The organism is Yersinia enterocolitica subsp. enterocolitica, assembly GCF_901472495.1.
In the GTDB taxonomy this organism is placed as follows: domain Bacteria; phylum Pseudomonadota; class Gammaproteobacteria; order Enterobacterales; family Enterobacteriaceae; genus Yersinia; species Yersinia enterocolitica.
On record NZ_LR590469.1, the window covers coordinates 1891131 to 1915891 of the forward strand.

Genomic DNA, 24761 nt, shown 5'->3' on the forward strand with positions numbered 1-24761 from the left:
TGCTTACCAGCGCGGAACGTCTGAAACCACATCGCCACACTGTGCACGCTGGCGCAGTAGGTGATCCATTAACACGATAGCCATCATCGCTTCGGCAATCGGCACGGCGCGGATGCCAACACAAGGGTCATGACGGCCACGGGTAATCATCTCAACCGCTTCGCCCTGCCGGTTAATAGTTTGCCCCGGAACCGTGATACTGGAGGTGGGTTTCAACGCGATATGTGCGACCACTGGCTGCCCACTGCTGATGCCACCTAAAATGCCGCCAGCATGGTTACTTTGGAAACCTTGTGGCGTAATTTCATCGCGGTTTTCGCTACCACGTTTGGTCACCACAGCAAAACCATCGCCAATTTCCACCCCTTTCACCGCATTGATACTCATCAGTGCATGAGCTAAATCAGCATCTAAACGGTCAAATACCGGTTCACCCAGCCCGACAGGCACATGTTCTGCCACCACGGTAATTTTGGCACCAATAGAGTCACCGGCCTTTTTCAGCTCGCGCATCAGGGCATCCAGTGATTCCAATTTGCTGGCATCCGGGCAGAAGAAAGGATTTTGTTCAACTTGATCCCAGTCAACCACGTCACAACTGATATCACCGATTTGTGCCAAATAACCACGCACCTGCACGCCAAATTTCTGCGCCAGATATTTTTTCGCAATAGCACCGGCTGCAACACGCATCGCCGTTTCACGGGCAGAAGAGCGACCACCGCCACGATAATCACGCACCCCGTATTTCTGCTCATAGGTGTAGTCGGCATGACCTGGGCGGAACACATCTTTAATTGCGCTGTAATCTTGCGAACGTTGGTCGGTATTTTCAATCATCAAGCCGATACTGGTACCGGTGGTGACCCCCTCAAATATGCCAGACAGAATGCGCACTTGATCCGGTTCACGGCGTTGAGTGGTGTAGCGCGAGGTACCTGGCCGACGTCGGTCGAGATCCAACTGAATATCAGCCTCGGTGATAGGAATGCCCGGTGGAACACCGTCTATAATACATCCCAAGGCGATGCCGTGAGATTCACCAAAAGTGGTGACGCGGAAAAACTGCCCTATACTGTTCCCAGCCATCACGGCTCCTTGAATTCTCGAATAAGCACTTTGTCAGGGCAATACTCGTCACCCTGACAGATTTAAAAGTCAATGATTAATCGCGATACATGCTGAAATGTGGCGCACAATCAATTAGTTGCTGTTTGGTCAGCATAAAGACGCCATCACCGCCATTATCAAACTCCAGCCAAGTGAACGGCACATCTGGATATTCATCCATCAAATGCACCATGCTGTTGCCCACTTCACAAATCAGCACGCCATCATCTTGTAAAAAGTCTGGCGCACAAGCCAGAATGCGGCGGGCCAGTTTCAAGCCATCGCTGCCCGCAGCCAGACCCAGTTCAGGCTCGAAGCGGAACTCCTGTGGTAAATCAGCCATATCTTCAGCATCAACATACGGCGGGTTGGTGACAATCAAGTCATATTTGATAGGCGGTAAATCGCGGAACAAGTCAGAGCGAATCGGCGTGACCTGATGCTCCATGCCGTGCTGCTGAATATTGTGCTCAGTCACTGCTAACACGTCATTGGAGATATCGACAGCATCCACTTCCGCTTCCGGGAAAGCGTAAGCACAAGCAATAGCAATACAGCCGCTGCCGGTACACATATCCAAAATATGCTTAGGTTGATGGCGAATCAGCCCAGAAAAATTGTTATTAATCAACTCGCCAATGGGTGAGCGAGGCACCAATACGCGCTCATCAACATAATATTCCATGCCACAGAACCAGGCTTTATTGGTCAGGTAAGCAACTGGAATACGCTCATTGACCCGGCGAATAACTCGCTCGACAATACGATGGCGCTCACTGGATGTTAGACGCGCACTACGCATATCTTCTGGAATATCTATCGGTAAAAACAGACTTGGAAAAACCAATTGCACCGCTTCGTCCCACGGATTATCAGTACCGTGACCATAAAAAATATTGGCCGCGTTAAAACGGCTGACGGCCCAACGCAACATATCCTGAATGGTGTGCAGCTCATTTACTGCTTCATCGACGAAAATCTTGTCCAAGGTATTCTCCAGCTAGGGCTTAAAATCATTATCTATGCCCCTAGTTTGCCATGAAGCCCGCCACAAATCAGCAGCAATACATCAGTTGAATGATAACCAAATAATGAAATAGACATTAAAGCCATCAATCCTACTGTTACATTTCTTTAGACAGATGAATCTCAACAGGTAAACTGAGGGAATTGCATAAGAACGATGAACAGATAATGAAAAATAAATATCACCTGACAACAGATGAATTACAGCTATTTAAAGAGTCGATAGCCGGAGCAAAGAAGCTAAAACAAGACACGATTGTCCATCGCTCGCCACCCAAACTGGGTAAAAAAATTGCACCGGAGCGGTTGCTGCAAGAACAAGTGGATGCCAGTTATTATTTTTCCGACGAATTCCAACCGCAGTTGGATACCGAAGGCCCCACGCGCTATGTGCGGCCCGGTGTTGACCATTTTGAAGTGAAAAAACTGCGACGAGGCGATTACTCACCCGATATGTTTTTGGATTTACACGGATTAACGCAGAAACAAGCCAAGCAAGAGTTGGGAGCATTAATTGCGGCTTGCAAACGCGAACATGTACATTGTGCCTGTGTGATGCATGGGCATGGCAAGCATGTTCTGAAGCAACAAACACCGCTATGGCTGGCGCAACATCCAGATGTGCTGGCATTTCATCAGGCCCCGAAAGAATGGGGTGGCACGGCGGCATTATTGGTTTTAGTCGAATTAGAACAGTAGCCGAATTGGCTGGTGGGATGCATTTTTGCTAACGCGTGTATACATACAATCTACCCATGACAAAGAGTAGAAATAACAAGAGCGCGACAGTAATGCCGCGCCCATTGATCATTGGCTCAAATGATACTTAGCCGTGACAGGCTTTAGCTAAAAGCTGTGTCGGGCTAACCTGCCAGTCAAAAGTCCCTTTGCCCGTCTCATCATCCAAATCAACACAAGCGATGGCCGACGTCGCAAACATCGGCGGGCATTGCCCCGGACAAAGTTCAGCCACTAAATAGCCGACCAGCGGCAAGTGTGAAATGACTAGCACCGCAGCACAGTCTTCTTTTGCCAATGCTTGTAAATAGCAACTAACAAAAGCAGCATCCCCACCTGGCGTTAATTCTGGCATCACTTCCTGTTCAGCCGGAAGGGTCAGCACTTCACGCACTACTGCCAATGTCTGCCCTGCGCGTAAATAAGGGCTAACTAATACCCTATCAACATCAACGGACTGGTCGTTTAACCAGCTCGCGATCTGACGTGATTCATCTTGACCACACAGAGTCAGAGGCCTTTGCGCATCACTGGCTGCGTCAAGAGCCGCGTCGCCGTGACGCATAATGAAAACTTGCATATTGCACCGTTTTTGTTAACAAAATAACGCTATACAGAAACGCTTTGCGTGCTGTACCGCCGAAACCTTTGCTTGAGAGCAAAGAAACTTCATAACGATAACGCGCCGTCTCTCTATGGCGGCCGGGCATTTTGCCTGAAACTTAAGGTAAAGAAAATGGCTGTTTTTACACCAGTAACACCGACAGCCAACCTTGATTGGTTACAGAGTAACCATATCAACAGCTTAATCCAAACTCTATCACCTATGCAATGAGTGACAATTCATTCATTTTGGCACGAATAGTCACTTTACGTGATTCTATTTAAGGTAGCGCGGGCAGCCCCCGATGTATAGCGACCTTATCCGTTAGAATTGCAGGGGGTGATCTTGTTCACACTCTTAATTATGTGCGGTAATGGCCGCTTCATCCAAACTGTTTTCAGGTGGATAAAACCTTTTTTGCTGCCCAGCCATCGTGACCAATAATGAGCAAGGCTCAAAACGCTCGCCATATTGCTGGGCAAGTAAATTCAGTGTTTTTACCACTTTATCTGCGCCCAGACTGTCCATATAGCGGAAAGGCCCGCCCAAGAACGGAGGGAAACCAATCCCGAACACAGCACCAATATCCCCATCGCGCGGATTACGAATGATGGATTCATCCAGACAACGCGCGGCTTCATTCAGCATCATCATCGTGCAGCGCTGTGCTATCACCGCAGATTCAAGATGCGCCTTCGGTGTGACACCCAGTAAGGTATACACGCTAGTGTCCACTTGCTTGACGGGACTTCTTTTCCACTTAAAACCGCTACTTTTAGCGGGATAAAGGTAGAAACCGCGACCATTTTTACGCCCTTTCCGCCCATCCTTCAAGATGACATCAAAAGAAGGCGGTGCGGCAAAACGTGCCCCTAATTTCTCCACCAGAATAGGTATTATTTTGGTGCCCACATCAATTCCCACTTCATCCAGCAAGGTTATCGGGCCAACCGGGAAGCCAAAATCGACCAGGGCTTTATCAACTGAAGCGATAGGTTCACCGTCTAATAGGCAGCGGGCTGCTTCATTGATATACGGAGCCAAAATACGATTTACATAGAATCCGGCACGATCAGCAACCACGATCGCTGTTTTACCCTGTTTGCGCGCTAAAGCAACCGTGGTTGCAATGGTTTCTTCGCTCGTTTTTGCATGTGGAATAACTTCCACCAGCGGCATTTTATCCACCGGACTAAAGTAATGCAGGCCGATGACCTGCTCCGGCCGCTGTGCCTGTGCCGCGATGTCGCTGATTGGCAGAGATGATGTGTTAGAGGCAAAAATAGTGTGAGGAGCCGCGAAATGCTCAATATCTGCCACCATCTGCTGTTTCAACGATAAATCTTCAAATACCGCTTCAACCACAATATCCACATTGCCAAAACCACAATAATCGGTGCTGCCGGAAATCAGCATCATCTGCCGTTGCCGCTCAGCCGGACGCATCCGTTTACTGCGCACCCGCTTGCCTAAAGTATCCCAGGTATATTTCAGCGCCTGATTAATTCCGGTTGGATTGATATCTTTAATCCGTACCGGCAACCCCGCACGGGTTGCCGTGACATTAGCAATACCGCCCCCCATCAAGCCCCCCCCTAAGACTCCCACACGATGGATCGCACGAGGTTGCGCTTTACCGCCACTCTCTTTTTTCAGCGAGGTGGTTGCAAAAAACAAGCTGCGTAATGCGGCTGACTCAGGGGTCATCGCCAACTCACCAAAAGCCTTGGCTTCGGCTTCATAACCCGCAGGGCCGCCGTGGTCTAACCCTTTACGTACTACATCAATAATACGCTCTGCCGCAGGATAATGACCTTTGGTCTTTGCCTGTGTTTTCTTACGAACGATGTTAAATAACAGTGCCTTACCTAGCGGGCCACTGAGTAAACGTTCCTGCCACGGCAAGGCAGGCTTATCAAGCCAACCGGCTTTTGCCCGCTGAATAGCCACATCAAGCAAGATGTCCTGTGGTACTACATCGTCCACCAGCCCCATTTTAAGTGCCTGTCGCGCACGAACCTGCCTGCCCGTTAATATCATATCCAGCGCCTTACTGACCCCCACCAGACGCGGCAAACGCTGAGTGCCTCCCGAACCAGGCAGCAGCCCCAATTGCACCTCTGGCAAGCCGAGTACGGTTTTATCATCCTGTGAGCAAATTCGGCTATGGCATGCCAGCGCCAGTTCCAAACCACCACCAAGACAAGCACCGTGGATAGCGGCAACTACCGGCACAGGGAATGCCGCGATTTGTGCCAGAATGGATTGACCTTTCTGGGCCAAAATTCGGGCATCCTGCGCAGTGTGACAAGCGGCAATCATAGTGATATCAGCACCAGCGATAAAAGAGTCCGGTTTACCAGAAATAATCACTAATCCCTGTAATTGGCTCAAGGCCTGTGCTTGTTGCAGTATTTCAGCAATTTGTTCTGCGAATTCAGCTTTTAAGGTGTTCACTTTATCACCGACAACATCAACAGTAATGATACCAATATTGTCGGGCCGAACACTGAGGGTGAATACAGAATGGGCCGGAGCGACAGCTTCCGCCAGGATCGTTTCATCACCACTGCTAAGCGTATTTTCCTGACTCATTACTCCACCTCCACAATCATTGCTGCACCCAAACCACCCGCAGCACATGCGGTTGTTAACCCTAATCCCCCACCGCGGCGACGTAATTCATTCAGTGTTTGAGTAATCATACGCGCGCCAGTTGCCGCAAAGGGATGACCATAAGCAATAGAGCCACCTAATACGTTGAATTTACTCATATCAACTTCACCAATCGCCTGACTACGCCCCAGTTTTTCCCGTGCAAAGCTATCACTGGCAAACATTTTCAGATTCGCCAGTGTTTGTGCAGCGAATGCTTCATGCATATCGATAAGGGTTAAGTCTGCCAGGGTGATTCCGGCGCGATCGAGTGCTAATGGTGTGGCGTAAGAAGGGCCTAATAACATGTCTTGCCAGACATCAATGGCCGAAAAGGCAAAGCTGCGCAAGTAACCTAACGGCTGGAGACCCAATTCCTTCGCTTTTGATTCACTCATCATCATGACGGCGGCGGCACCGTCGGTCAGTGGTGTGCTGTTCGCGGCCGTGACACTGCCGTGTTTGTGATCAAATGCCGGACGTAATTTGGCATATTGCTCCATTGTGGAATCTTTGCGGATATTATTATCTTCAGTGATGGCATCACTAAAAGGTGGAATATAAGCCGTCATCACCTCATCGTGTAATAACCCTTGTTGCCAAGCCTGTGCCGCCATTTGGTGAGAACGCAGCGCTAACGCATCCTGATCCTGACGGCTAATTCCATAGGTTTTTGCCATCTGCTCGGCCGTATCCCCCATGCGCAAGCCCGTTGAATACTCGGCAACCGCAGGTGCTACCGGCAGTAAATCGCGCAGTTTTAAGCGGCTAAACAATTTCAATCGTTGGGATAACGTTCGGGCTTTATTGACGTCAACCAAGGTCCGTGCCAGTGCTTTGCTGACACCAATGGGCAAAACAGAAGAGGAATCTGCACCGCCGGCAATCGCTACCATCACGGAGCCAGCAATGATGCTTTCCGCAACATTCGCCACCGCCTGAAAGCTGGTCGCGCATGCACGCGAAACACTGTAAGCGTCGGTATGCACACTCATGCCCGTGCCCAATACTATTTCACGAGCGATATTTGGCGCTTCTGGCATCTGTACTACTTGGCCGAATACCAGTTGATCAATCAATTCAGGAGCAACACCACTTCTGGCTAATAATTCACTGACCACAATTTTGCCTAAATCTACAGCTGGCACACCATGATAAGCAGTAGCCTGCTTGGCAAAGGGGGTTCGCAGGCCGCTGACTATGGCAATCCGATCGCCCTGGCGCGTCACTAGCGGTAATGGCTTACTCATAAATGCTCCTGATAAGTCAAAGTGGCTTTGATTAAAGCATAACAAATAACAGGTCTGACCTGATCTAATTATTGTTAACCAAATATTTACATTTGGTAAACCTATAGAACAGGAAAGTGAGAGCAGGAGCAACTTTTCAGACTAAAAATGGGAAGTGAGGAGAACTGACGGACTAACAACTTACCTGGAAGTAATATATCAAACGAGATGAATTCAGAAGGTAAATCATCCAAAAACAAACGCGAAGCCAAAAGCTCCGCGTTTTTAGGTATTCGGCTGAACTGAGTAAGTGCGGATTAACGCAGACCTAACTGAAAAATCATGGTTTCAGCCTGGCAGGCAAAAGTGAAATCAACGGTTAAACGCACGCCACCATCAGTTTCTTCCAGCTTATGCTCAATTAGGCAAGGCTCAGATTCAACAGCACGCGCTTTTTCAGTTAGCGTTTTCAGCATAGCTTCAGCTTCTACACGATTATCGAATACACAGCTATAAGAAGCGGTGCAATCGGTATTGTCCATGATAGTGCCTACATCTATACAGCAGCAGGCTGCAGTTTCTTCCGCGCTACAGCGGTTGTTTGTTGATCCAACAGTTGCATCTGACATCTTCAATTCTCCTCAACGGACATTTCAAAATAGGTGCAAATTGCCTATCAGATAGCGCAAATAACAATTGGCGCAAACAAATAAGACATAGTGCAAAAAAATATTTTCTCTGACGCTATTTTACTACCGTCAGTCATCTGGCACTAGAACTTACTGTTTATAGGCCTATTAAGTGACGGAAATCACACTCAAATTGTTTGTTCAATCATCAATAATGTAATAATTGCTATGAATTTGTGAGTTTTTTGTTAACTGCGTCTATTTTTTGCAATCAAATTCGGCCAAATGTAAAAACATACTTGCAACACCATCGCTGGTCAGACCTATACTTCAGCCACTGGTCTGCTTTGTCTGACCGATAACGGACCCTACAATCCCGCATTCTCTTGTTACGGTATGTAACATTAATTAAAACAATGAGGTTTTGGTCATGAACCAGAAAAACCTGTTTACCCGATCAGCTCTGGCAGCTGCAGTGGCAATAATTTCTTCAAACGTTTCTGCGGCCGGTTTTCAGCTGAATGAATATTCAGCAGCTGCATTGGGCCGCTCTTTCTCTGGTGAAGGCGCTGTTGCTGACAATGCTTCTGTTGGTAGCCGCAACCCCGCCGCAATGACCTTATTCGACCGCCCTTCTTTCTCTGGCGGCTTTGTGTATGTCGATCCAAACGTTGATATCAGTGGCACATCCCCCCTATCGGGCAGAAGTACCAGCGCCAAAAACATCGCGCCATCCGAGTGGATCCCAAATATCCACTTTATTATGCCGCTGAATGAGCAATGGGCGATAGGGGCTTCCGGTACTTCAAACTACGGTTTGGCCACTGAATTTAATGATGATTATGTTGCCGGTTCTCTGGGGGGGGCAAACTGACCTGAAAACCGCAAACCTCAATTTAAGCGGTGCTTATCGCCTGAATGAAAACTTTAGCTTTGGTCTGGGCTTTAATGCCGTTTATGCCGATGCCAAAATTGTGCGCCATCTGGGTGAAGCTGGTGGTGGACGATTACCTTACAGTACTGAAGTCACCCGAATGGAAGGCACCAAATGGGGCTATGGCTGGAATGCCGGCGTGCTGTATGAAGTGGATAAAGAAAACCGTTACAGCTTCACCTACCGTTCAAAAGTGAAAATCGACTTTGATGGTGACTTCAGTAGCCAATTACCACCGCCAGGTGGTACTGGTGGCGCGGTGATTCCAGGTGCCCTGACTCTGAACTTGCCAGAAGTGTGGGAAGTGTCCGGCTATAATAAAGTGGCACCACAATGGGCAATTCACTACAGCTTGGCCTACACCAGTTGGAGCCAGTTCAAAGAGTTGAAAGCCACCGGAACCAACGGTAACACGCTGTTTGAGAAGCAAGAAGGCTTCCACGATGCTTACCGTATCGCGCTGGGTACCACCTATTATTATGATGATAACTGGACCTTCCGCACCGGTATTGCTTTCGATGACAGCCCGGTTCCGGCCGATAACCGCACTATCTCGATTCCAGACCAAGACCGTTTCTGGATAAGCGCCGGTACCACTTACGCTTTCAACAAAGATGCATCTGTTGATGTCGGTATTTCCTATATGCATGGCCAGAACGTGCATATTACGGAAAAAACACCAACAGCATTGGGTGGAACAACTTATGAGTTTGACTCTAAGGGTACCGCACTGCTGTATGGCGTGAACTTCAACTACGCCTTCTGATAGCCATTATTAGCAACGTTGTTTTCCTAACAATAGCTGCCCACAAAAAAGCGCCTCGCGGCGCTTTCAGACTGCTGACAAACCTCGAGAACTCGATCTTGCAAGGTGAAGGCAGGTAGAAGAGTAAAGCGTCCGCGCCAAGGAGGGGTTTACGGCGTCTTTACGATCTGCCTGTTTTCACCGACACGGGTACTTTGTCATTAAGCTCAGGCGCCTCGCGGCGCTTTTTTATTTATTCAATCCCTGAGAAGAGAGCAGATGTTCACCGCCAATAAGCGGGATAAGTCTCGCTAGCACCTCATTATATAAACCCGATTCTGATTCAATCAGAAATTTAGCCTTATGCTGACGCCAGTCAAAAGTTTGGATTAGGGTCGTTGCCACAACACAAGGCGCATCAAGGTTGGTAACCGGAACTTCGGTAGGTGAGCCACGGACACTGCTACTCACAGGGCAACACATCACCAATCCGGTTAAGCGGTTATATGTTTCATGTGAAAGAATAAGAGCAGGACGATATTTGCCAATCTCTTTCCCTTTCGTTGGTTCAAAATCCAACCAACAAATATCGCCTCGCTTTGGTATATACATTAGTAATCAAGCTCCCTCTCCGTGGGATGTGTAAGTTCATCAGCATGTGCCGTGTAAGCGCTAAGTCCGGCAAGCAGGCTTTCTTCGGTCAATGGCTTTTTGACGACTTTTTGAATCACTAATCCTTGTTCGCTGATATCGATATCAACAGTGTCACCAACCTCAAAATTAGGGATAGTTTTAAGATTACCCGACAACCGCAAGGCAACACTATTGCCCCATTTTTGTAATGTGGCTTGAGCTCGCATAATCACACCCTTCACTTTATGTATCTACAATGAGTATACACCCTTCAGCTACGTAGATACAGCAGCAGCAAAAAAGCGCCTCGCGGCGCTTCAGACTGCTGACAAACCTCGAGAACTCGATCTTACAAGGTGAAGGCAGGTAGAAGAGTAAAGCGTCCGCGCCACGGACGGCGCGGCTCGAGCCCCCAGGGAGGGGTTTACGGCGTCTTTACGATCTGCCTGTTTTCACCGACACGGGCACTTTGCCATTAACCTCAAGCGCCTCGCGGCGCTTTTTTATTTGTCGAGATAGCATATCTATCAGTTAGGTGAATCGATACTTTCCAAATCACCCTCAATAGCCTGAGCATTCGAGTTAGCTTCTGGCTTCAATTGTCCACCGTTCGCCAGGAAATCATTCCGTTGGAAGTATGCTTCGCGCACCATCAGATACGGGTCGGAAGAGTTACGTAGCAAGCCATCTGAATCCAATAGCTGGGCACGGGTTTCAACACCATCCAACATCCATTTGCCGGCCGACATCCAGAAAGTCAGATAACTCAGCACCGGATAAACGTAATCAGCTGCATTGCCACCATCTTCGCGGATCGTGAAGCTGCCATAGCCCGGTAATACAACGTAAGGACCATAGCCGACATTATAGTGCCCCAGCGTGCTACCAAAGCGGTTCGGCACTTTTTTTGCCAGTTTTGGATTCGCCATACCGGCCACATCTATTAACCCCCCCATCCCCAAAATAGTGTTGAGGAAGAAGCGGTTAAAATGCTTCATGGCGTTGTACGGGTCACCGACCAGGAAGCTGTTGACCATGCTGGCTGGCTCTTCAAGGTTACCCAGGAAGTTACTCATCCCATTACGCGCAGGTTGCGGTACATAATCGCGCCAAACAACAGCGACCGGGCGCACCACATAAGGGTCAAGAACCTCATAGTTAAAATTGAACATTGCCCGGTTAAAACCTTCCAGCGGATCTGAGCGGCCCTGCTCCATTTGATCCGGCGAGCTATTGGCGCAGCCTATTAACAATACGGTTGCAAAAGCCAGTCCAATCAGGCGGTAGTTCATATCTTTCTCCATGAAATTCTTTCCAGCCCCTTATATTTAAGGGATCTGTTTGTTTATCTGAACATGAATAGTTTGGGGCTGCCCTTTCGTGCCAAAATCCTGCACACCGCTTTCACCAAACCAATCACCTGGCTGCGAATTAGCAGTGCCATCCAGTGAAATACGCGCACGCACTTTCACCTGTTGCAATGAGGAGAGCAAACGCTCCGGCATCATTGCATTGCTATCATCCAGTGTCACGGATAGCGGGAATCGGCTCAAAGGTAACTGTTTTACCGCAACGGGGATCGGGTTTGCGCCATCCGTTACCGAGATAATCAGCGCCCCTTGCTGGGGTAATTTCTGGGCAGCCTCTGGTGACAACGAGATCTCTATTCCCAGTGTAGCTGTTTCCTGCCCTGCCTGTGATTTCGCTTGCGCAATACTGCGTTTTATCACTTCGACGCGAGAATCACCAGCAGGCAGCAATTTTAGCATAACTTCCCATGCACCAATGGCTTGTTTGAAATCACCCTGCTCAAAAGCATTAAAAGCTAACAAGCTCATGGCACGTAAGTTGGTGTGATCCTGCCCAACCATAGTACGTAACATCTTGGTTGCCAGCTGATTATCTTGCGGATCATTGGAACGAGTCAGCACTTCAGCATAGCCCAGCCTTACGTCATCATTATCGGGCGCTAGTTGGTAAGCTTTAGCAAAAGCTTGCGTGGCGGTGGTAGCATTATTCAGTGCCATGCCCACTCTGCCGAGCATCATCCAATCATTGACGTTGCCGCTATCTTGTTGCAACGAGGTACGCAATCCCAGCCCTAAACGAGCGACTTCCTCCATAGTCAGAGGTTCAGCCCGTTCATTGGCAACTCTGGCGCGTAACTCTGGCATCTGAGCTTCAACCTGATGCCACGCCTGCACTTGTACCAAACCGCCGGTTTTCAAATATAGTCCGACCGACACCACCACCAGAATCACCACGCCCGGCAGTAAAACCCAGCGGTTGATGGGGCTGGCATTTTCAGTGGATTCTTGTGGGATATCGGTCAGCAGATTTTGCTGTAATTCCTGAATTAATTCAGGCCGCTGTTCCACTACGCCCTGGGCTTCATCTGCTGCCAATTCAGATAATCGGTCTTGATAAATCGCCTTATTTAGCTCATCTCGGGTAGTTACCGATGAATTGCTCTCTTGTCGCAGCGCCGGAATGACCAACAAGGCACCCGCGACCGCCAGCAAAATAATCACTATCAGCCAAAAAACCATTATGGTTGTTTCCTGTTCGTCTTTTTGTGTGAAGCCGAAGGTTGTTTTTGTTCAGCCAGCAGAGTGTCTAACCGCTGCTGCTCCTGCGGTGAAAGCGCGGCCTCTTTTTCCACCCGCCGCCGGGCGCGTAACACCACTATCACCGCACCAATCAGAACAAACATGGCCGGGCCGACCCACAAAATCAAAGTTGCTGCCGTCACCGGTGGCTCATAAGTGACGAAATTACCGTATCGGGCCACCATATAATCAATAATTTGTTGTTTAGAATTACCCTGTTGCTGCAATTCGTACACCTTGCCGCGCATATCGGCGGCAATGATGGCATTGGAATCAGCAATGCTGTTGTTTTGACATTTAGGGCAACGCAATTGCTCGGTTAACTCACGATACTGCTGTTCCTGCTCCACTGAGCTAAAGGTGTAAGTATCAATGGCTGCAAAAACATTGGTCGCAAAAATACTCCAGCCCAATATCAGGCCCAGTGCCAGACTGAATAATCTCATGCGCCCCCCTGATACTTTTTATACAGTGGCAGGATTTCCTGCTGCCAGACGCGATCATTAAGATCACCGGCATGGCGATAGCGAATAATGCCCTGACCGTCGATCAAGAAAGTTTCCGGCGCGCCATAAACCCCCAGATCCAGCCCCAACATGCCATCGCCATCATACAAACTCAGCGCATAAGGATTACCCAGCGAATTAAGCCACTGCACCGCTTTGGCGCGATCATCTTTATAGTTCAACCCCACCACACGAATACCCTGCGCCGCCAGCTTATTCAGATATTCATGCTCGGCGCGGCAAGTCGGGCACCAGGTCGCCCACACATTGAGTAACATGGGTTTGCCGTCATGCAATACCGCTTGATCGAAAGTTTTCCCCGGTTGCTCAAGGGATTCCAGTTTAAAAGCCGGTACCGGTTTGCCAATCAGCGCTGACTCCAGCATGGTGGGATCATCGCCATTAGCATTGCGGGTCAATTGCACCAGAAAAGCCAGTACCAGCAGCAAAAACAGCACCAGTGGAATGAACATCAGCTTATTGAATGAAGATTGAGATTTCATTATTTAGCCTCCGTCGCCGCGCTGCGTTTTAACTTTTTGCTCATCCGATAGCGGGGATCAAACATACAGAAAATGCCACCGATAGCCATAAACACGCCGCCATACCAGATCCAACGGACGAATGGCTTGTAATACAAGCGCACCGCCCATGAGCCATCATCCAGCTCTTCACCCAGTGCGGCATACAAATCACGCGTCAGACCACCATCAATGGCGGCTTCCGTCATCATCGAGCGAGCCACACTGTAATAGCGTTTTTCTGCATGTAAAGTCGCTTCAGGTTTGCCGTTTCGGGTGACATCAATAATGCCCACACCGCCGGTATAGTTTGGCCCTTTAACGTCATGAACATCGCGGAATACGAAGTGATAATCGTGGATATCAATGCTATCACCGGCTTTCATGCGGACATCACGTTCGACACTATAATTCTGACTGAAGGCAATACCGATCACGGTCACCGCCACCCCAAGGTGCCCCAGCACCATACCCCAATGACTACGGGAAAGATGGCTCAGACCACGCCAGAAACCATGACGATGAGTAGCGCGCTCGTGCAACTCCATCACGGTCAGGATAATCACCCAGATAGCCATCATCAGACCAACTACGGTCATTCCGGCAATAGTATCTTGCAGTAACCAAGGGACTAATATCGACATTAGCAAAGTGACCACCAGCGCCCCCCCCCCAAACGTTTGTAAAGCTTGCTCGGCTCATCGCGACGCCAGCGAACTAATGGGCCAATCCCCATTAAGAGCGCCATAGGAGCCATCAGCCAGGTAAACATGGTATTAAAGAAGGGTTCGCCGATGGAGATGCTGCCCAATCCAAGCTGTTTGTGGACCAATGGCAGCAATGTGCCGAGCAATACCACCAACATAGCAGCAATTAACAGCACGTTATTACCCAGCAGGAATGTCTCGCGCGAGAACACTTCATGCTGAGTCCGGCTGCGCACTTGTGCGCCTTTAACTGCGTACAGCAGCAAAGAGCCGCCAATAACTATCACTAAATAGGCCAGAATAAACATGCCGCGCGCGGGATCAGAGGCGAAAGAGTGCACCGAGACTAATACACCGGAGCGCACCAGGAATGTCCCCATCAAGCATAAAGAAAATGCGGTAATTGCCAGCAATACTGTCCACGCTTTGAATGTTCCGCGTTTTTCAGTGACGGCCAATGAATGAATCAGCGCCGTCCCTGCCAGCCACGGCATAAATGAAGCATTCTCTACCGGATCCCAGAACCACCAACCGCCCCAACCGAGTTCATAGTAAGCCCAGGCGGAGCCGAGCACGATCCCCATAGTCAGGAACACCCATGCGGCCTGAGTCCACGGGCGTGACCAGCGAGCCCAGGCACTATCGAGCCTTCCGGCCATTAAAGAAGCAATGGCGAAAGCAAATGCCACCGAGAAACCGACGTAACCCATATAAAGCAAAGGTGGATGGAAAATCAGCCCGACATCCTGCAACAGCGGGTTCAAGTCATTGCCATCAATCGGGAAATCCGGCAAAGTGCGGTTGAACGGATTCGAAGTCAGAATAATAAAGAGCAGAAAGCCGCCAGTAATCATGCCCAATACCGACAACACACGGGCGACCGCATCATCCGGCATGGAGCGGCTAAACAGTGCCACCGCCAGTGACCAACAACTGAGTAGCAATACCCACAACAACAGTGACCCTTCGTGCGCGCCCCAAGTTGCCGCAATGCGGTAATAGACCGGCAAATGTGAGTTTGAGTTCGCCGCAACATAAGAGACGGTGAAATCATTTACTACAAACGCATATACAAGGCATATAAATGAAAGCGCGATGGTGGCAAACATACCGTAGGTCAATGGCCTGCCAGTTGCCATCATGCGGGCATCCTGGCGAGCAGCACCCCACTGCGGATACAAACTCAGCAATAGCGAAATAGCCAACGCCAGACATAACAAGAAACTACCAATTTCGGGCATCATGAGGCATTACCTTGCGCAGCGGTGCTGTTGTAGGCCTCTGCCGGACGGGTATGGTTTTCTTTCATCGCCTCTTTGACTTCCGGTGGAGTGTATTTTTCATCATGTTTTGCCAAGACTTCTTTGGCATTGATGGTATTTCCTTCAGCAAATACCCCTTGCGCCACCACCCCCTGCCCCTCGCGGAATAGGTCGGGTAGAATACCGGTATAAGTCACTGTGACGGCACCTCGCGCATCATAAACCTTAAAACTCATTTCCAACGTTTTGTCGTCACGCTTCACTGAACCCGGCATCACCATACCGCCGATACGCAAACGCTGACCGATTTCCGGCTTCTCATGGCGCTCGCCTTTGCCCTGCAAAATTTCGCCCGGCGTATAAAACAAATCAATATTAGAACGCAGCGCATACAGCACCAGAGTGGTGGTCAAACCGATACCGATTAGAACCACAACCGCTAGATAGAGCCGACTTTTTCTACGTGGGTTCACTATTGTTTCTCCTGCGAGCGGGCTGCATTTTTGACTGGGTGATTCTGAGCCTGATTTGCCTGACGAATACGTTGTTCTCTCGCCTCACGGCGTTGAATATCCGCTAATAATTGTTTGTGCTGCCATACCGTGTGTATCCATAGGCCAAGCAGCGATAAGACCGTTGCCGCTATCGCCAGCCAGACATAAAAGGCATAGCCTCCCATGGCAAAAAATGCCGCCCAAGAATTAAAGGCCGGATTCATACACGAGGCTCCTTACGCAACAAAGCGGCGACCCAAGGCCGATGGCGCTCTTGCTGCAAAATCAGATTGCGCAGGCGCATTAATGTCAGGGTGATAAAGAAGAATAGATAACCCAAAATAGCCCAGCGCAGCGGGGATCGCATACTCGGATCAATGCTTTGCTGCATGTTAGTCGAACCTTGATGCAAGGTATTCCACCACGCGACAGAGAAATGAATAATGGGGATATTGACCACGCCGACCAGTACCAAAATACCGGCAGCTCGCCCAGCCAACTTACGGTCTTCAAAGGCGTTATATAGGGCGATCACCCCCAGATAGAGGAATAACAGCACTAACTCGGAGGTCAGCCGCGCATCCCAGATCCACCATGTTCCCCACATGGGTTTACCCCAGGCTGAACCGGTGACCAAGGCAATAAAGGTAAACACCGCGCCCACCGGGGCCATGGCAGCGACCACGTTATCGGACATTTTCATTTGCCATACCAAACCGACAAACGCCGCGATAGCCATTGACATATAAATACCCATCGACCAAATCGCCGCCGGAACATGCAAATACATGATACGGAAACTATTACCTTGCTGGTAATCCGATGGTGCGAAACCAAATCCCCATATCCAGCCGACAATCAGGCAGATAGCTGCCCCCATGCCCAACCACGGAATGAATCGACCGCACAGCTGATAGAGCCGTTCAGGTTTTGCGAATTGATGAAACCATTTCCACATTTTTCATTGCTCACATTAAAATTGGACGGGCAATACCGGTGCAGGATACGGCGCACAATCTGCTCTGACTGGCGTTGGCTACCGCGTTTAAGCTTCTGAAAATCGGTACTCTTTTCTTATTACAAACCTTTGTTACTGATAGTTTGCTGCCATGCCCTGCTAGTGCACACTCACTCTCAATGCAGCGGCGGTAGCAAAAGGCGCCAGTGTCGCGCTCCCTGCCAACATGGCCCCTAAAATCGCCAGATAGCCATCAATGGGCAGCGACATTGAAGCCGCATCAATGGCTGCTGTAGCAAATATCAATACCGGGATATACAGCGGCAGCACCAATAAACTCAGCAAAACTCCGCCTTTGCGTAACCCCACCGTCAGCGCCACACCAATCGCGCCGATGAAACTCAAGGTCGGCGTCCCCAATAGCAGTGTCAGCGCCATTGCAATAGCGGTGTTACTGTCAAGGGAAAGCAATAAAGCCACCAGCGGCGATAAAATCAGTAAAGGCAGCCCGGTAACCACCCAGTGAGCACATACTTTGCCTAACACCGTGAGTGCTAGCGGGCTGGGTAATAACAGCAACTGCTCAAGAGAACCATCATGGAAATCATCACGGAAAAGTCGCTCTAGTGACAATAATGATGCCAGCAGGGCTGCAACCCAAACGATGCCAGGTGCAATGCGCGCCAGTAATTGCGGCTCTGGGCCGATACCCAGCGGAAACAAGGTAATGACAATCAGAAAAAACCAGAGCGGGTTAACGATTTCTGCACCTTTTCTGAAGGCAATTTTTAATTCACGGCGCAACACGCTAATAAACATTAATTCTCCTGCGTGTTGGTTAAACGGATTTTACGTACCTGCTGCCCGACACCATCCAACTCCTGATGAGTGGTGAGCAGCACCATGCCTCCTTTGGCGGCATGTTCCACAAACAGAGCCAACAAGGTGCTAACCCCCTGTTTATCAATGGCGGTTAGTGGTTCATCCAAAATCCATAACGGAGCCTGACTCAACCACAAACGAGCTAAAGCCACCCGCCGTTGTTGACCCGCAGATAACTGCGATACCGGCAAATCTTCATACCCCACCAGTCCGACTTGAGATAATGCCTGCCAAATAGCAGCACTATCAACCAATTGAAATACCGACTGATAAAAGGCCAAATTCTCAAAAGGGGTGAGTACAGATTTGATCCCCGGCTGATGGCCTAAAAAGAGTAAATCCTGATGATAACGGGCGCGGTCACGGCGGATATTCTCACCCAACCAATTCACCTGCCCTTCGTCGGCATCGGCAAGGCCCGCCAGAATGCGCAACAGACTGGTTTTACCGGCTCCGTTTTGCCCCTCAATCTGCACAATTTCCCCCGCAGCCACACAAAAACTGAGCTGTTGAAATAAGCTTCTTTCATCTCGGATGCAGGTCAGATTTTTAGCTTCCAGCATGAAGGGTTGTCTTCCACCGTAGGATTGTCAGTTCAGGAAAACCGAATGATAACATAAAGGCTTAATCCTTACGTAGTATGGCCCCAACGCTATCCCTACCCTTATAGAGGTAATATTCGGGTTAAGATCAATATTCTGTAGAAAAAACCAACAACATAAAAACCAGCTAACCTTTTACTTCCATCTGCATGACCAAAAAGTCGCGAATAAAAATTTGCAACTATGCTTATGGCTTGGCTATTGCCTTTTCCCTCTACTAATCAGGAGTCCCTTATGAGTAATGAAAAACGGTCTCAAGATAAGGGCGAATTAGCTGTAGAAAGTGATGAGCCACATGAAGAGCAAGAAATTGAAGTCAATGAAAAGAAGCTCCCCTCCAAAGCGGCGGCCATTCATGAGATTATCCGTGTCGACGGAGAGAAAGAGTTAGAGCGCGACAGCTTTGCACTATTATGGTCGGCGGTTGCGGCGGGGCTTTCAATGGGAGCATCCCTGATTGCCAAAGGTATTTTTCATGCAAAATTGCCTGAAACTCCGGCCAGTTTTCTCCTGGAAAATATCGGTTATACCTTTGGTTTTATTATTGTCATTATGGCCCGCCAACAGCTATTTACCGAAAATACCGTCACACCCGTATTGCCAATAATGCAAAAACCGAGCCGCCAAAACTTCATTCTATTATTTCGCCTCTGGGGGCTGGTGCTATTGGGCAACCTGATCGGCACGGGGATTGCAGCCTATTCCTTTATTCATATGCCAGTATTTGATAATGCAACACGCGCGGCGTTTGTCACTATTGCCCAAGGAGTGATGGAGAGTTCAGCGGGAGAAATGTTTGCTAAAGGCATATTTTCCGGTTGGATTATTGCCACTATGGTATGGATGATGCCCTCGGCAGGTGGGGCCAAGATATGGGTAATTTTCCTGATGACTTATTTAGTCGCTTTGTGCGATTTGACCCATATTGTAGTCGGCTCAGTAGAAATCTTCTATTTAGTATTTAACGGCTCAATACCCTGGCAGCAATTTATTTACCCGTTCGCGATCCCGACGCTGGCAGGTAATATTATTGGTGGCACCTTTATTTTTGCCCTGATAAGCCATGCACAGATTCGTAGTGATATGGCCCATCAACCTAAAAAAAGCGAAAAAGTGGACAGTGATTCACCGCCCCCACAGCCGTAGCGGCTCGTATTTTACGGCTATGTCTGATGTTTTTTGCCAACAAATACTCATTATTCACCACCAGTTGGTGACAGAGTAACCAAACAGACAGCTAACTGCTTATTATCTGGGTCAAAATGCGTATAATACACCGGCAGTACACTTCATCGGCAGTCACCCTGCTGATGAACAGGTCCCCGTAGTTAAACGGATATAACAAGCCCCTCCTAAGGGCTAGTTACTGGTTCGATTCCAGTCGGGGACACCATTAGTACTTCTCAAGATGTTCAATAAAGTCTAAAAAACCTTTAAAAACAACTGCTTTATAAAAATACACGTCCAAAGAAATCCCAAAAACACCCGTAACAGCTAAGCAAAACTTGTATAGAATGTTGTATAACGCTAGGTTCGATCTTATGGTTATACAAAAATGCTGCTAAATGACTTCAAAATCCGCTCCGCCAAGCCTACAGACAAGGCTTATACACTCAATGATGGCAAAGGCTTATCACTCATCATTTCCCCTAATGGAGTGAAAGGTTGGCGTTTCCGTTATCAATTTGGCGGCAAGGCTCATATGATTTCATTTGGTGTCTATGGCCCCGTATCACTGGCTGATGCTCGCCGCCAACGTGAAGAAACAAAATCAGCTTTAGCCAATGGCACCAACCCCAGTGATGCCCGTAAAGCGGAAAAGATTGCCTTAAAGTATCCGGCTAAAAATACCTTTGAAGATATTGCCCGCGAATGGCATACCTCCAAACTTGCGACATGGACACCAGAATATGCGGATACCGTCATGCGTGGCTTCGATAACAACGTATTTCCTTATATCGGCAAGCGCCCAATTGACCAGATAGCACCGTTAGAACTACTGGCCGTTCTACAACGCATCGAAAAACGTGGCGCACTGGAACTCACCGGGAAAATCAGGCGGCGCTGTGGTGAAGTCTTCCGCTATGCCGTAGTGACCGGGCGGGCCACTTATAACCCAGCCCCGGATCTGGCCAGCGCACTAAACCGCCCCAAGAATGGCCATTACCCTTTCCTGACTGAAAGTGAGTTACCCGAATTTATTCAGGCATTGGATAGTTATAAAGGTAGCAAACTGACCAAATACGCCACCCAGTTGTTAATGCTCACGGGTGTAAGAACTATAGAACTACGGGCCGCTGAATGGTCTGAATTTGATCTGGATAATGCTTTGTGGGAGGTTCCTAAAGAACGGATGAAGAAGCGCCGCCCTCACCTTGTGCCACTTTCTACACAAGCCTTGGCGATCCTTGAAAAACTCAAGGTGCTGACAGGGAATTATAAGTTAGTGTTCCCCGGCCGTAATGATGCCGGTAAGCCAATGAGTGAGGCGAGTATCAATAAAGTAATTAAGATGCTGGGTTATCACGGTAGGGCCACCGGTCACGGCTTCCGGCACACCATGAGCACTATCTTGCATGAGAAAGGCTATAACAGTGCGTGGATTGAAACCCAGCTTGCTCATGTTGATAAAAATTCAATCAGAGGAACTTATAACCACGCGCAATATCTTGAAGGACGTAGGGAAATGTTGCAGTGGTATGCTACTCACATCTTCTTTAATTCAGATAATTATTAGTATCCTGCATCTTTAACATCAGTCTCAAGATCTTTAACTTGTCTAGATATTCTTTTTTTAAAATGATACTCAATCTCTTTATTTGTCAATTTTTCAGTGTTCTTTTTAAAAAAATAACTTAAAACATGAGATTTCTCTTCTATTGTATAGTTATCAAAATTCGGTATATATTTTGTTTCTCGCCTATTATTTTGTATCTGATAATATGATCTCACGAAAGATTTTAAACTAATTGGCGTGTTAAATCTTTTACATAACCCCTTCAAAAAATTATCTAACTGATGCAATAAAATTTCATCAGTTATTTCTGAAAAGAAATACATCCATCCCTTGGATTTGCTTTGAAAAATACACCCTGTCACTCTTAAATTAATTCGCCACTCTAAAAACTCTAAGCTTTTCAATCTAGAGTGTTTATAGCCTGTAAAGATTGCAAGCAATGATTCTCTTAATCTTTCAACAGAACCTATCCTTGCAGATACGACCTCATTTGAAAAATAGTACCCCAAATAACTGAAATTATCTTTCAACAAAGATCCAGATGATGATTTCTCAGGATATTTAATCGGATCATAAACTTTCAGCCCTAATTCTCTAAAGTTTTTAACCAATGACTGTGATATTTGTGTTACTTCTTCACTTTTGCAAAGAATAAGAACATCATCAACATAGCGATAATATTTAATGCCTTCTCTATTTTTTATTCGTTTATCCAGATTAGACAAAAAAATAGCCGCTAAAATATTAGATATCGAGAGTCCTTGCGGTACACCTCGTTCAGAATGCATATCATGCTTACTTGGTTTGCTCACTGTTGGCGCTTTTATAGCATTAGTTACCAAGGTAATAATCCTATCATCTCGTAGACGTGCACGCAGACGACTAATCAATTTATCATGCTTGATTGATGGATAAAAATTTGCAACATCAAGTTTTATAAAAGCTGTATATTCTGTACTTAAAAGATCATCTTTTACCTGTCTTACTATACTTTGGGGCAATTGAAAATCCAGAACATCTTCATATTTAAATTTAAGGAAGTCACATAACGCACGTAAGGTTATTTTATCTCTAATAGTTGGTATTGATATTTCCCTTGGTGATTTCCCTCGCCCTTTACTAATTAACTTCAGTTTGTATTTACTAAAAGTATAAGTTGAAGTCATTACTTTTCTGTTGATAATATTTAATTGCTCATCTAATATTTTCCATAAAAGTTCATGGGTCATATTATCAACACCAGTAGCAGAAGATAGAATTATATGTTCTGAATAAACTTTACTTAAATATTCTTTAGTGAAAAAAGAATCAAACTGTTGGGCTAATTTCACTTGAGAAAACCCTCAAAATTATTACTACTATAATTGGGAATAAGGCAGAAAATATAACAATCGCACGATTTATATACGTCATGTTTTGACGTTGAGATATTTGGTTAGCAGTTGGTGTCTTACTTAGTTTTGTTTTATCAATCGTATTATTATATTCATCAACAAGTGCACTGCAATAATCTTGCTCTGAGTGATTTTCAGATATAGATAAGATACGTTGATATTCAATATCAAGTTCAGCAAAGTCCGTAGTAACCATTGATTTTGTGTAAATGACACTTAGTTGTTCGTAACATTGCTTCATGAGCATCGCTCGCCCTTTAAAGTTCATGTTACTAATAAATAGTGTCATAGCTAACACCAATACGGAAAGCGCAATCATAACCGCCGACTCTGCATTTCCAGACGCGGGATTTACCAATGAAAATATTGAATATCCCACTAAAAAAATAGAATACCATAGCAATAAAGATTGCGAGTAAAAATCTAAATTTAATAATCTTCTTTCTGCTTTTATTCTAGATTTCTTGGTCCACCAAATTTTATTCGCGAAATCACTCATAATACATTCCTTTAAAAGTCGAGGCGCCTTACGTAGTACATTGAGTAACGCCTGCATGAACAGACTAGCGTAGCTAGAGGCAAAGCCTCCCAGAATTAGTTGCACCCATTACTGGATGATCGCAAAGCGATACGCCTCGACATATGACATTCTACACACAACACTTAAGTTAACAAATGATAAATAACACAAATACAGTACCAAGAGACAGCTACCTCATCCACACTCCACGTAAGCTAAAAATCATGCTCTCACAGCCCTAAATCTTTTAAATCAACCTTACCCCTCCTATACCGTAGAATCCCTATGAAAGAAACCTCCCCCCCACGGAAACGGCACTACACCGCACCCGCCTGCACACTTTGCTTTATAAACTTATTTCAGTTTTAAATTCCTACAAAACAACTCGCCAGCCCGCGCCGTGGCTGGGGCTTTGCAGTATTTTACCAACTGAAAAGATTGAAAAGAATTTCAGTAAATTTCAGTAAATTTCAGTTTCGCTTTTACCAATCTTGCCGCTAAAAGTTTTAATTATATGATTTAAAACAAGTATTCTATTTTACGTGGTGAGAGTAGAAAAATTAGGTGAGAGAATAGCGTGAGTAAAATGTTGAAACCCTTGCCGGGCGTGGCTTCGCGGGGCAAGGTCATTTTGGGCTAACTGAAAAACACAGTACAGGGCCGGGAAGAAAATCTAGCGCCAGCGTGGTAACACAGGGCTAACGGTTGGCCACGTAATCCTTGCTCACCCTGCGCGTAATTTGCGGCTTTGCGTCACTGATTGCCTGCTGTTGTTCCTCATCTTTATGAGCCACTTGCAACAACCGGATAGCCTCTTGCCGTTCCTGCGGTGATATATGGTCTACCAAGTCCTTAATTAACCGACTATGCGTTAACGCGCTGGGGCTAAGGGTATGGGAAAAGGTCGCATTCATCACAAAGGTATGGCCACATTCAAGATTAGTACAAGCACAATAGAGATCCGCTATATGGCTATGCTTGCGGTTAGTTTTACGAATATGAGCGGGTGTACCACAATCTGGACAAATAACTTTAAAAACTCGCATATTGATATGGCCCTCTGTTTAAAGCCAGAACCGCCAGCCAGAAAATAAGCCTCGAACTGACTCGTTTTTATATTGTCTCTTACGCCTGTGACTGGTATCAGTGGTAACGCTGGTAACACCTTTGATTTATATAGATAAACTGAGTTACCACTGAGCATTATCAACTGGTAACCGGTGGTAACAGGCTGATTTCTGTTACCAGTGTTACCAATAGCCCTCT

Annotated in this window: 23 protein-coding genes, 1 tRNA gene and 2 pseudogenes; 5 read left to right on the plus strand and 21 right to left on the minus strand. The window is 47.2% G+C overall.

Annotation, left to right across the window (positions count from 1 at the left end; all coding sequences use genetic code 11):
- Positions 1-3: 3 nt before the first annotated feature.
- Positions 4-1089: a chorismate synthase gene (gene aroC, locus FGL26_RS08890; RefSeq protein WP_005171931.1), complete on the minus strand. Its 1086-nt coding sequence runs from the start codon at positions 1087-1089 to the stop codon at positions 4-6.
- A 76-nt stretch (positions 1090-1165) separates the two neighbouring features.
- The gene (gene prmB, locus FGL26_RS08895) at positions 1166-2098 is read right to left on the minus strand and encodes a 50S ribosomal protein L3 N(5)-glutamine methyltransferase (RefSeq protein WP_005171935.1); all 933 of its coding nucleotides are present in this window, start codon (positions 2096-2098) and stop codon (positions 1166-1168) included.
- A gap of 206 nt (positions 2099-2304) precedes the next feature.
- Here prmB and smrB point away from each other — a divergent pair, with 206 nt between their 5' ends.
- Positions 2305-2835 (plus strand): endonuclease SmrB, encoded by a 531-nt coding sequence (gene smrB / locus FGL26_RS08900; protein ID WP_005171938.1) that lies wholly within the window; start codon positions 2305-2307, stop codon positions 2833-2835.
- Between the two features lie 127 nt (positions 2836-2962).
- Here the strand turns inward: smrB and sixA are convergent, their stop codons facing one another.
- The 4 genes from sixA to FGL26_RS08925 form a co-directional block, all read right to left on the minus strand.
- Positions 2963-3454 (minus strand): phosphohistidine phosphatase SixA, encoded by a 492-nt coding sequence (gene sixA, locus FGL26_RS08905; protein WP_005158598.1) that lies wholly within the window; start codon positions 3452-3454, stop codon positions 2963-2965.
- Between the two features lie 381 nt (positions 3455-3835).
- The gene (gene fadJ / locus FGL26_RS08915) at positions 3836-6073 is read right to left on the minus strand and encodes a fatty acid oxidation complex subunit alpha FadJ (RefSeq protein WP_005171946.1); all 2238 of its coding nucleotides are present in this window, start codon (positions 6071-6073) and stop codon (positions 3836-3838) included.
- The gene (gene fadI / locus FGL26_RS08920) at positions 6073-7383 is read right to left on the minus strand and encodes an acetyl-CoA C-acyltransferase FadI (RefSeq protein ID WP_005171948.1); all 1311 of its coding nucleotides are present in this window, start codon (positions 7381-7383) and stop codon (positions 6073-6075) included. Before fadI ends, fadJ begins: the two co-directional genes overlap by 1 nt.
- 296 nt (positions 7384-7679) lie before the next feature.
- Positions 7680-7991, minus strand: a complete 312-nt coding sequence (locus tag FGL26_RS08925; protein WP_005171954.1) for a YfcZ/YiiS family protein — start codon at positions 7989-7991, stop codon at positions 7680-7682.
- Positions 7992-8421: 430 nt separating this feature from the next.
- Between FGL26_RS08925 and fadL the strand changes: the two are divergent.
- Positions 8422-9691: pseudogene (fadL, locus tag FGL26_RS08930) on the plus strand (long-chain fatty acid transporter FadL).
- Between the two features lie 228 nt (positions 9692-9919).
- Here the strand turns inward: fadL and FGL26_RS08935 are convergent.
- From FGL26_RS08935 to ccmA, 12 genes and pseudogenes are all read right to left on the minus strand, one after another.
- Positions 9920-10282 carry a type II toxin-antitoxin system PemK/MazF family toxin gene (locus FGL26_RS08935; RefSeq protein ID WP_005171958.1) on the minus strand — a complete coding sequence of 121 codons (363 nt, stop codon included), beginning with the start codon at positions 10280-10282 and terminating at the stop codon, positions 9920-9922.
- Positions 10282-10530 (minus strand): AbrB/MazE/SpoVT family DNA-binding domain-containing protein, encoded by a 249-nt coding sequence (locus tag FGL26_RS08940; protein WP_005171960.1) that lies wholly within the window; start codon positions 10528-10530, stop codon positions 10282-10284. The genes FGL26_RS08935 and FGL26_RS08940 overlap by 1 nt, the downstream gene beginning before the upstream one ends.
- A gap of 300 nt (positions 10531-10830) precedes the next feature.
- A complete protein-coding gene (gene mlaA / locus FGL26_RS08945) occupies positions 10831-11595 on the minus strand; it encodes a phospholipid-binding lipoprotein MlaA (RefSeq protein WP_005171963.1) in 765 nt (254 codons plus the stop codon).
- A gap of 36 nt (positions 11596-11631) precedes the next feature.
- The gene (gene ccmI / locus FGL26_RS08950) at positions 11632-12852 is read right to left on the minus strand and encodes a c-type cytochrome biogenesis protein CcmI (RefSeq protein ID WP_005171965.1); all 1221 of its coding nucleotides are present in this window, start codon (positions 12850-12852) and stop codon (positions 11632-11634) included.
- A complete protein-coding gene (locus tag FGL26_RS08955) occupies positions 12852-13358 on the minus strand; it encodes a cytochrome c-type biogenesis protein (protein ID WP_005171967.1) in 507 nt (168 codons plus the stop codon). Before FGL26_RS08955 ends, ccmI begins: the two co-directional genes overlap by 1 nt.
- A complete protein-coding gene (locus FGL26_RS08960) occupies positions 13355-13921 on the minus strand; it encodes a DsbE family thiol:disulfide interchange protein (protein ID WP_005171969.1) in 567 nt (188 codons plus the stop codon). The genes FGL26_RS08955 and FGL26_RS08960 overlap by 4 nt, the downstream gene beginning before the upstream one ends.
- Positions 13921-15890 (minus strand): annotated as a pseudogene (locus FGL26_RS08965) (heme lyase CcmF/NrfE family subunit). Before FGL26_RS08965 ends, FGL26_RS08960 begins: the two are co-directional and overlap by 1 nt.
- On the minus strand, positions 15887-16381 hold the full coding sequence (gene ccmE / locus FGL26_RS08970; protein WP_005158631.1) for a cytochrome c maturation protein CcmE: 495 nt from the start codon (positions 16379-16381) through the stop codon (positions 15887-15889). The pseudogene FGL26_RS08965 and the gene ccmE overlap by 4 nt, the downstream one beginning before the upstream one ends.
- Complete coding sequence (gene ccmD, locus FGL26_RS08975) at positions 16381-16626, minus strand: heme exporter protein CcmD (RefSeq protein WP_005171983.1); 246 nt, start codon at positions 16624-16626, stop codon at positions 16381-16383. The genes ccmE and ccmD overlap by 1 nt, the downstream gene beginning before the upstream one ends.
- Positions 16623-17360, minus strand: coding sequence for a heme ABC transporter permease (locus FGL26_RS08980; protein ID WP_005171985.1), 738 nt, complete (start codon positions 17358-17360; stop codon positions 16623-16625). Before FGL26_RS08980 ends, ccmD begins: the two co-directional genes overlap by 4 nt.
- 159 nt (positions 17361-17519) lie before the next feature.
- Positions 17520-18179, minus strand: a complete 660-nt coding sequence (ccmB, locus tag FGL26_RS08985; protein ID WP_005171988.1) for a heme exporter protein CcmB — start codon at positions 18177-18179, stop codon at positions 17520-17522.
- A complete protein-coding gene (ccmA, locus tag FGL26_RS08990; protein ID WP_005171991.1) occupies positions 18179-18805 on the minus strand; it encodes a cytochrome c biogenesis heme-transporting ATPase CcmA in 627 nt (208 codons plus the stop codon). Before ccmA ends, ccmB begins: the two co-directional genes overlap by 1 nt.
- A gap of 273 nt (positions 18806-19078) precedes the next feature.
- On the opposite strand from ccmA, the gene FGL26_RS08995 reads away from it, so the two are divergent.
- The 3 genes from FGL26_RS08995 (at position 19079) to FGL26_RS09005 (ending at position 21581) form a co-directional block, all read left to right on the plus strand.
- Positions 19079-19990 (plus strand): formate/nitrite transporter family protein, encoded by a 912-nt coding sequence (locus tag FGL26_RS08995; protein ID WP_005171994.1) that lies wholly within the window; start codon positions 19079-19081, stop codon positions 19988-19990.
- Between the two features lie 172 nt (positions 19991-20162).
- A tRNA-Arg gene (locus tag FGL26_RS09000) sits at positions 20163-20237 on the plus strand.
- A 162-nt stretch (positions 20238-20399) separates the two neighbouring features.
- Entirely contained in the window at positions 20400-21581 is a 1182-nt protein-coding gene (locus tag FGL26_RS09005) for a tyrosine-type recombinase/integrase (protein WP_005171997.1), read from the plus strand.
- Here FGL26_RS09005 and FGL26_RS09010 read toward each other — a convergent pair.
- From FGL26_RS09010 to FGL26_RS09020, 3 genes are all read right to left on the minus strand, one after another.
- On the minus strand, positions 21578-22912 hold the full coding sequence (locus tag FGL26_RS09010; RefSeq protein WP_005172001.1) for a reverse transcriptase domain-containing protein: 1335 nt from the start codon (positions 22910-22912) through the stop codon (positions 21578-21580). The genes FGL26_RS09005 and FGL26_RS09010 overlap by 4 nt on opposite strands.
- Positions 22890-23474 carry an SLATT domain-containing protein gene (locus FGL26_RS09015; RefSeq protein WP_005172004.1) on the minus strand — a complete coding sequence of 195 codons (585 nt, stop codon included), beginning with the start codon at positions 23472-23474 and terminating at the stop codon, positions 22890-22892. The genes FGL26_RS09010 and FGL26_RS09015 overlap by 23 nt, the downstream gene beginning before the upstream one ends.
- A gap of 719 nt (positions 23475-24193) precedes the next feature.
- Positions 24194-24541, minus strand: coding sequence for an Ogr/Delta-like zinc finger protein (locus tag FGL26_RS09020; protein WP_005172006.1), 348 nt, complete (start codon positions 24539-24541; stop codon positions 24194-24196).
- Positions 24542-24761: the final 220 nt, after the last annotated feature.

Bases quoted from the DNA above. Each gene is read 5' to 3' on its own strand.
- aroC (WP_005171931.1), bottom strand. From the start codon at position 1,089: ATGGCTGGGAACAGTATAGGGCAGTTTTTCCGCGTCACCACTTTTGGT.
- smrB (WP_005171938.1), top strand. From the start codon at position 2,305: ATGAAAAATAAATATCACCTGACAACAGATGAATTACAGCTATTTAAA.
- sixA (WP_005158598.1), bottom strand. From the start codon at position 3,454: ATGCAAGTTTTCATTATGCGTCACGGCGACGCGGCTCTTGACGCAGCC.
- fadJ (WP_005171946.1), bottom strand. From the start codon at position 6,073: ATGAGTCAGGAAAATACGCTTAGCAGTGGTGATGAAACGATCCTGGCG.
- fadI (WP_005171948.1), bottom strand. From the start codon at position 7,383: ATGAGTAAGCCATTACCGCTAGTGACGCGCCAGGGCGATCGGATTGCC.
- FGL26_RS08925 (WP_005171954.1), bottom strand. From the start codon at position 7,991: ATGTCAGATGCAACTGTTGGATCAACAAACAACCGCTGTAGCGCGGAA.
- FGL26_RS08935 (WP_005171958.1), bottom strand. From the start codon at position 10,282: ATGTATATACCAAAGCGAGGCGATATTTGTTGGTTGGATTTTGAACCA.
- FGL26_RS08940 (WP_005171960.1), bottom strand. From the start codon at position 10,530: ATGCGAGCTCAAGCCACATTACAAAAATGGGGCAATAGTGTTGCCTTG.
- mlaA (WP_005171963.1), bottom strand. From the start codon at position 11,595: ATGAACTACCGCCTGATTGGACTGGCTTTTGCAACCGTATTGTTAATA.
- ccmI (WP_005171965.1), bottom strand. From the start codon at position 12,852: ATGGTTTTTTGGCTGATAGTGATTATTTTGCTGGCGGTCGCGGGTGCC.
- FGL26_RS08955 (WP_005171967.1), bottom strand. From the start codon at position 13,358: ATGAGATTATTCAGTCTGGCACTGGGCCTGATATTGGGCTGGAGTATT.
- FGL26_RS08960 (WP_005171969.1), bottom strand. From the start codon at position 13,921: ATGAAATCTCAATCTTCATTCAATAAGCTGATGTTCATTCCACTGGTG.
- ccmD (WP_005171983.1), bottom strand. From the start codon at position 16,626: ATGAATCCGGCCTTTAATTCTTGGGCGGCATTTTTTGCCATGGGAGGC.
- FGL26_RS08980 (WP_005171985.1), bottom strand. From the start codon at position 17,360: ATGTGGAAATGGTTTCATCAATTCGCAAAACCTGAACGGCTCTATCAG.
- ccmB (WP_005171988.1), bottom strand. From the start codon at position 18,179: ATGTTTATTAGCGTGTTGCGCCGTGAATTAAAAATTGCCTTCAGAAAA.
- ccmA (WP_005171991.1), bottom strand. From the start codon at position 18,805: ATGCTGGAAGCTAAAAATCTGACCTGCATCCGAGATGAAAGAAGCTTA.
- FGL26_RS08995 (WP_005171994.1), top strand. From the start codon at position 19,079: ATGAGTAATGAAAAACGGTCTCAAGATAAGGGCGAATTAGCTGTAGAA.
- FGL26_RS09005 (WP_005171997.1), top strand. From the start codon at position 20,400: ATGCTGCTAAATGACTTCAAAATCCGCTCCGCCAAGCCTACAGACAAG.
- FGL26_RS09015 (WP_005172004.1), bottom strand. From the start codon at position 23,474: ATGAGTGATTTCGCGAATAAAATTTGGTGGACCAAGAAATCTAGAATA.
- FGL26_RS09020 (WP_005172006.1), bottom strand. From the start codon at position 24,541: ATGCGAGTTTTTAAAGTTATTTGTCCAGATTGTGGTACACCCGCTCAT.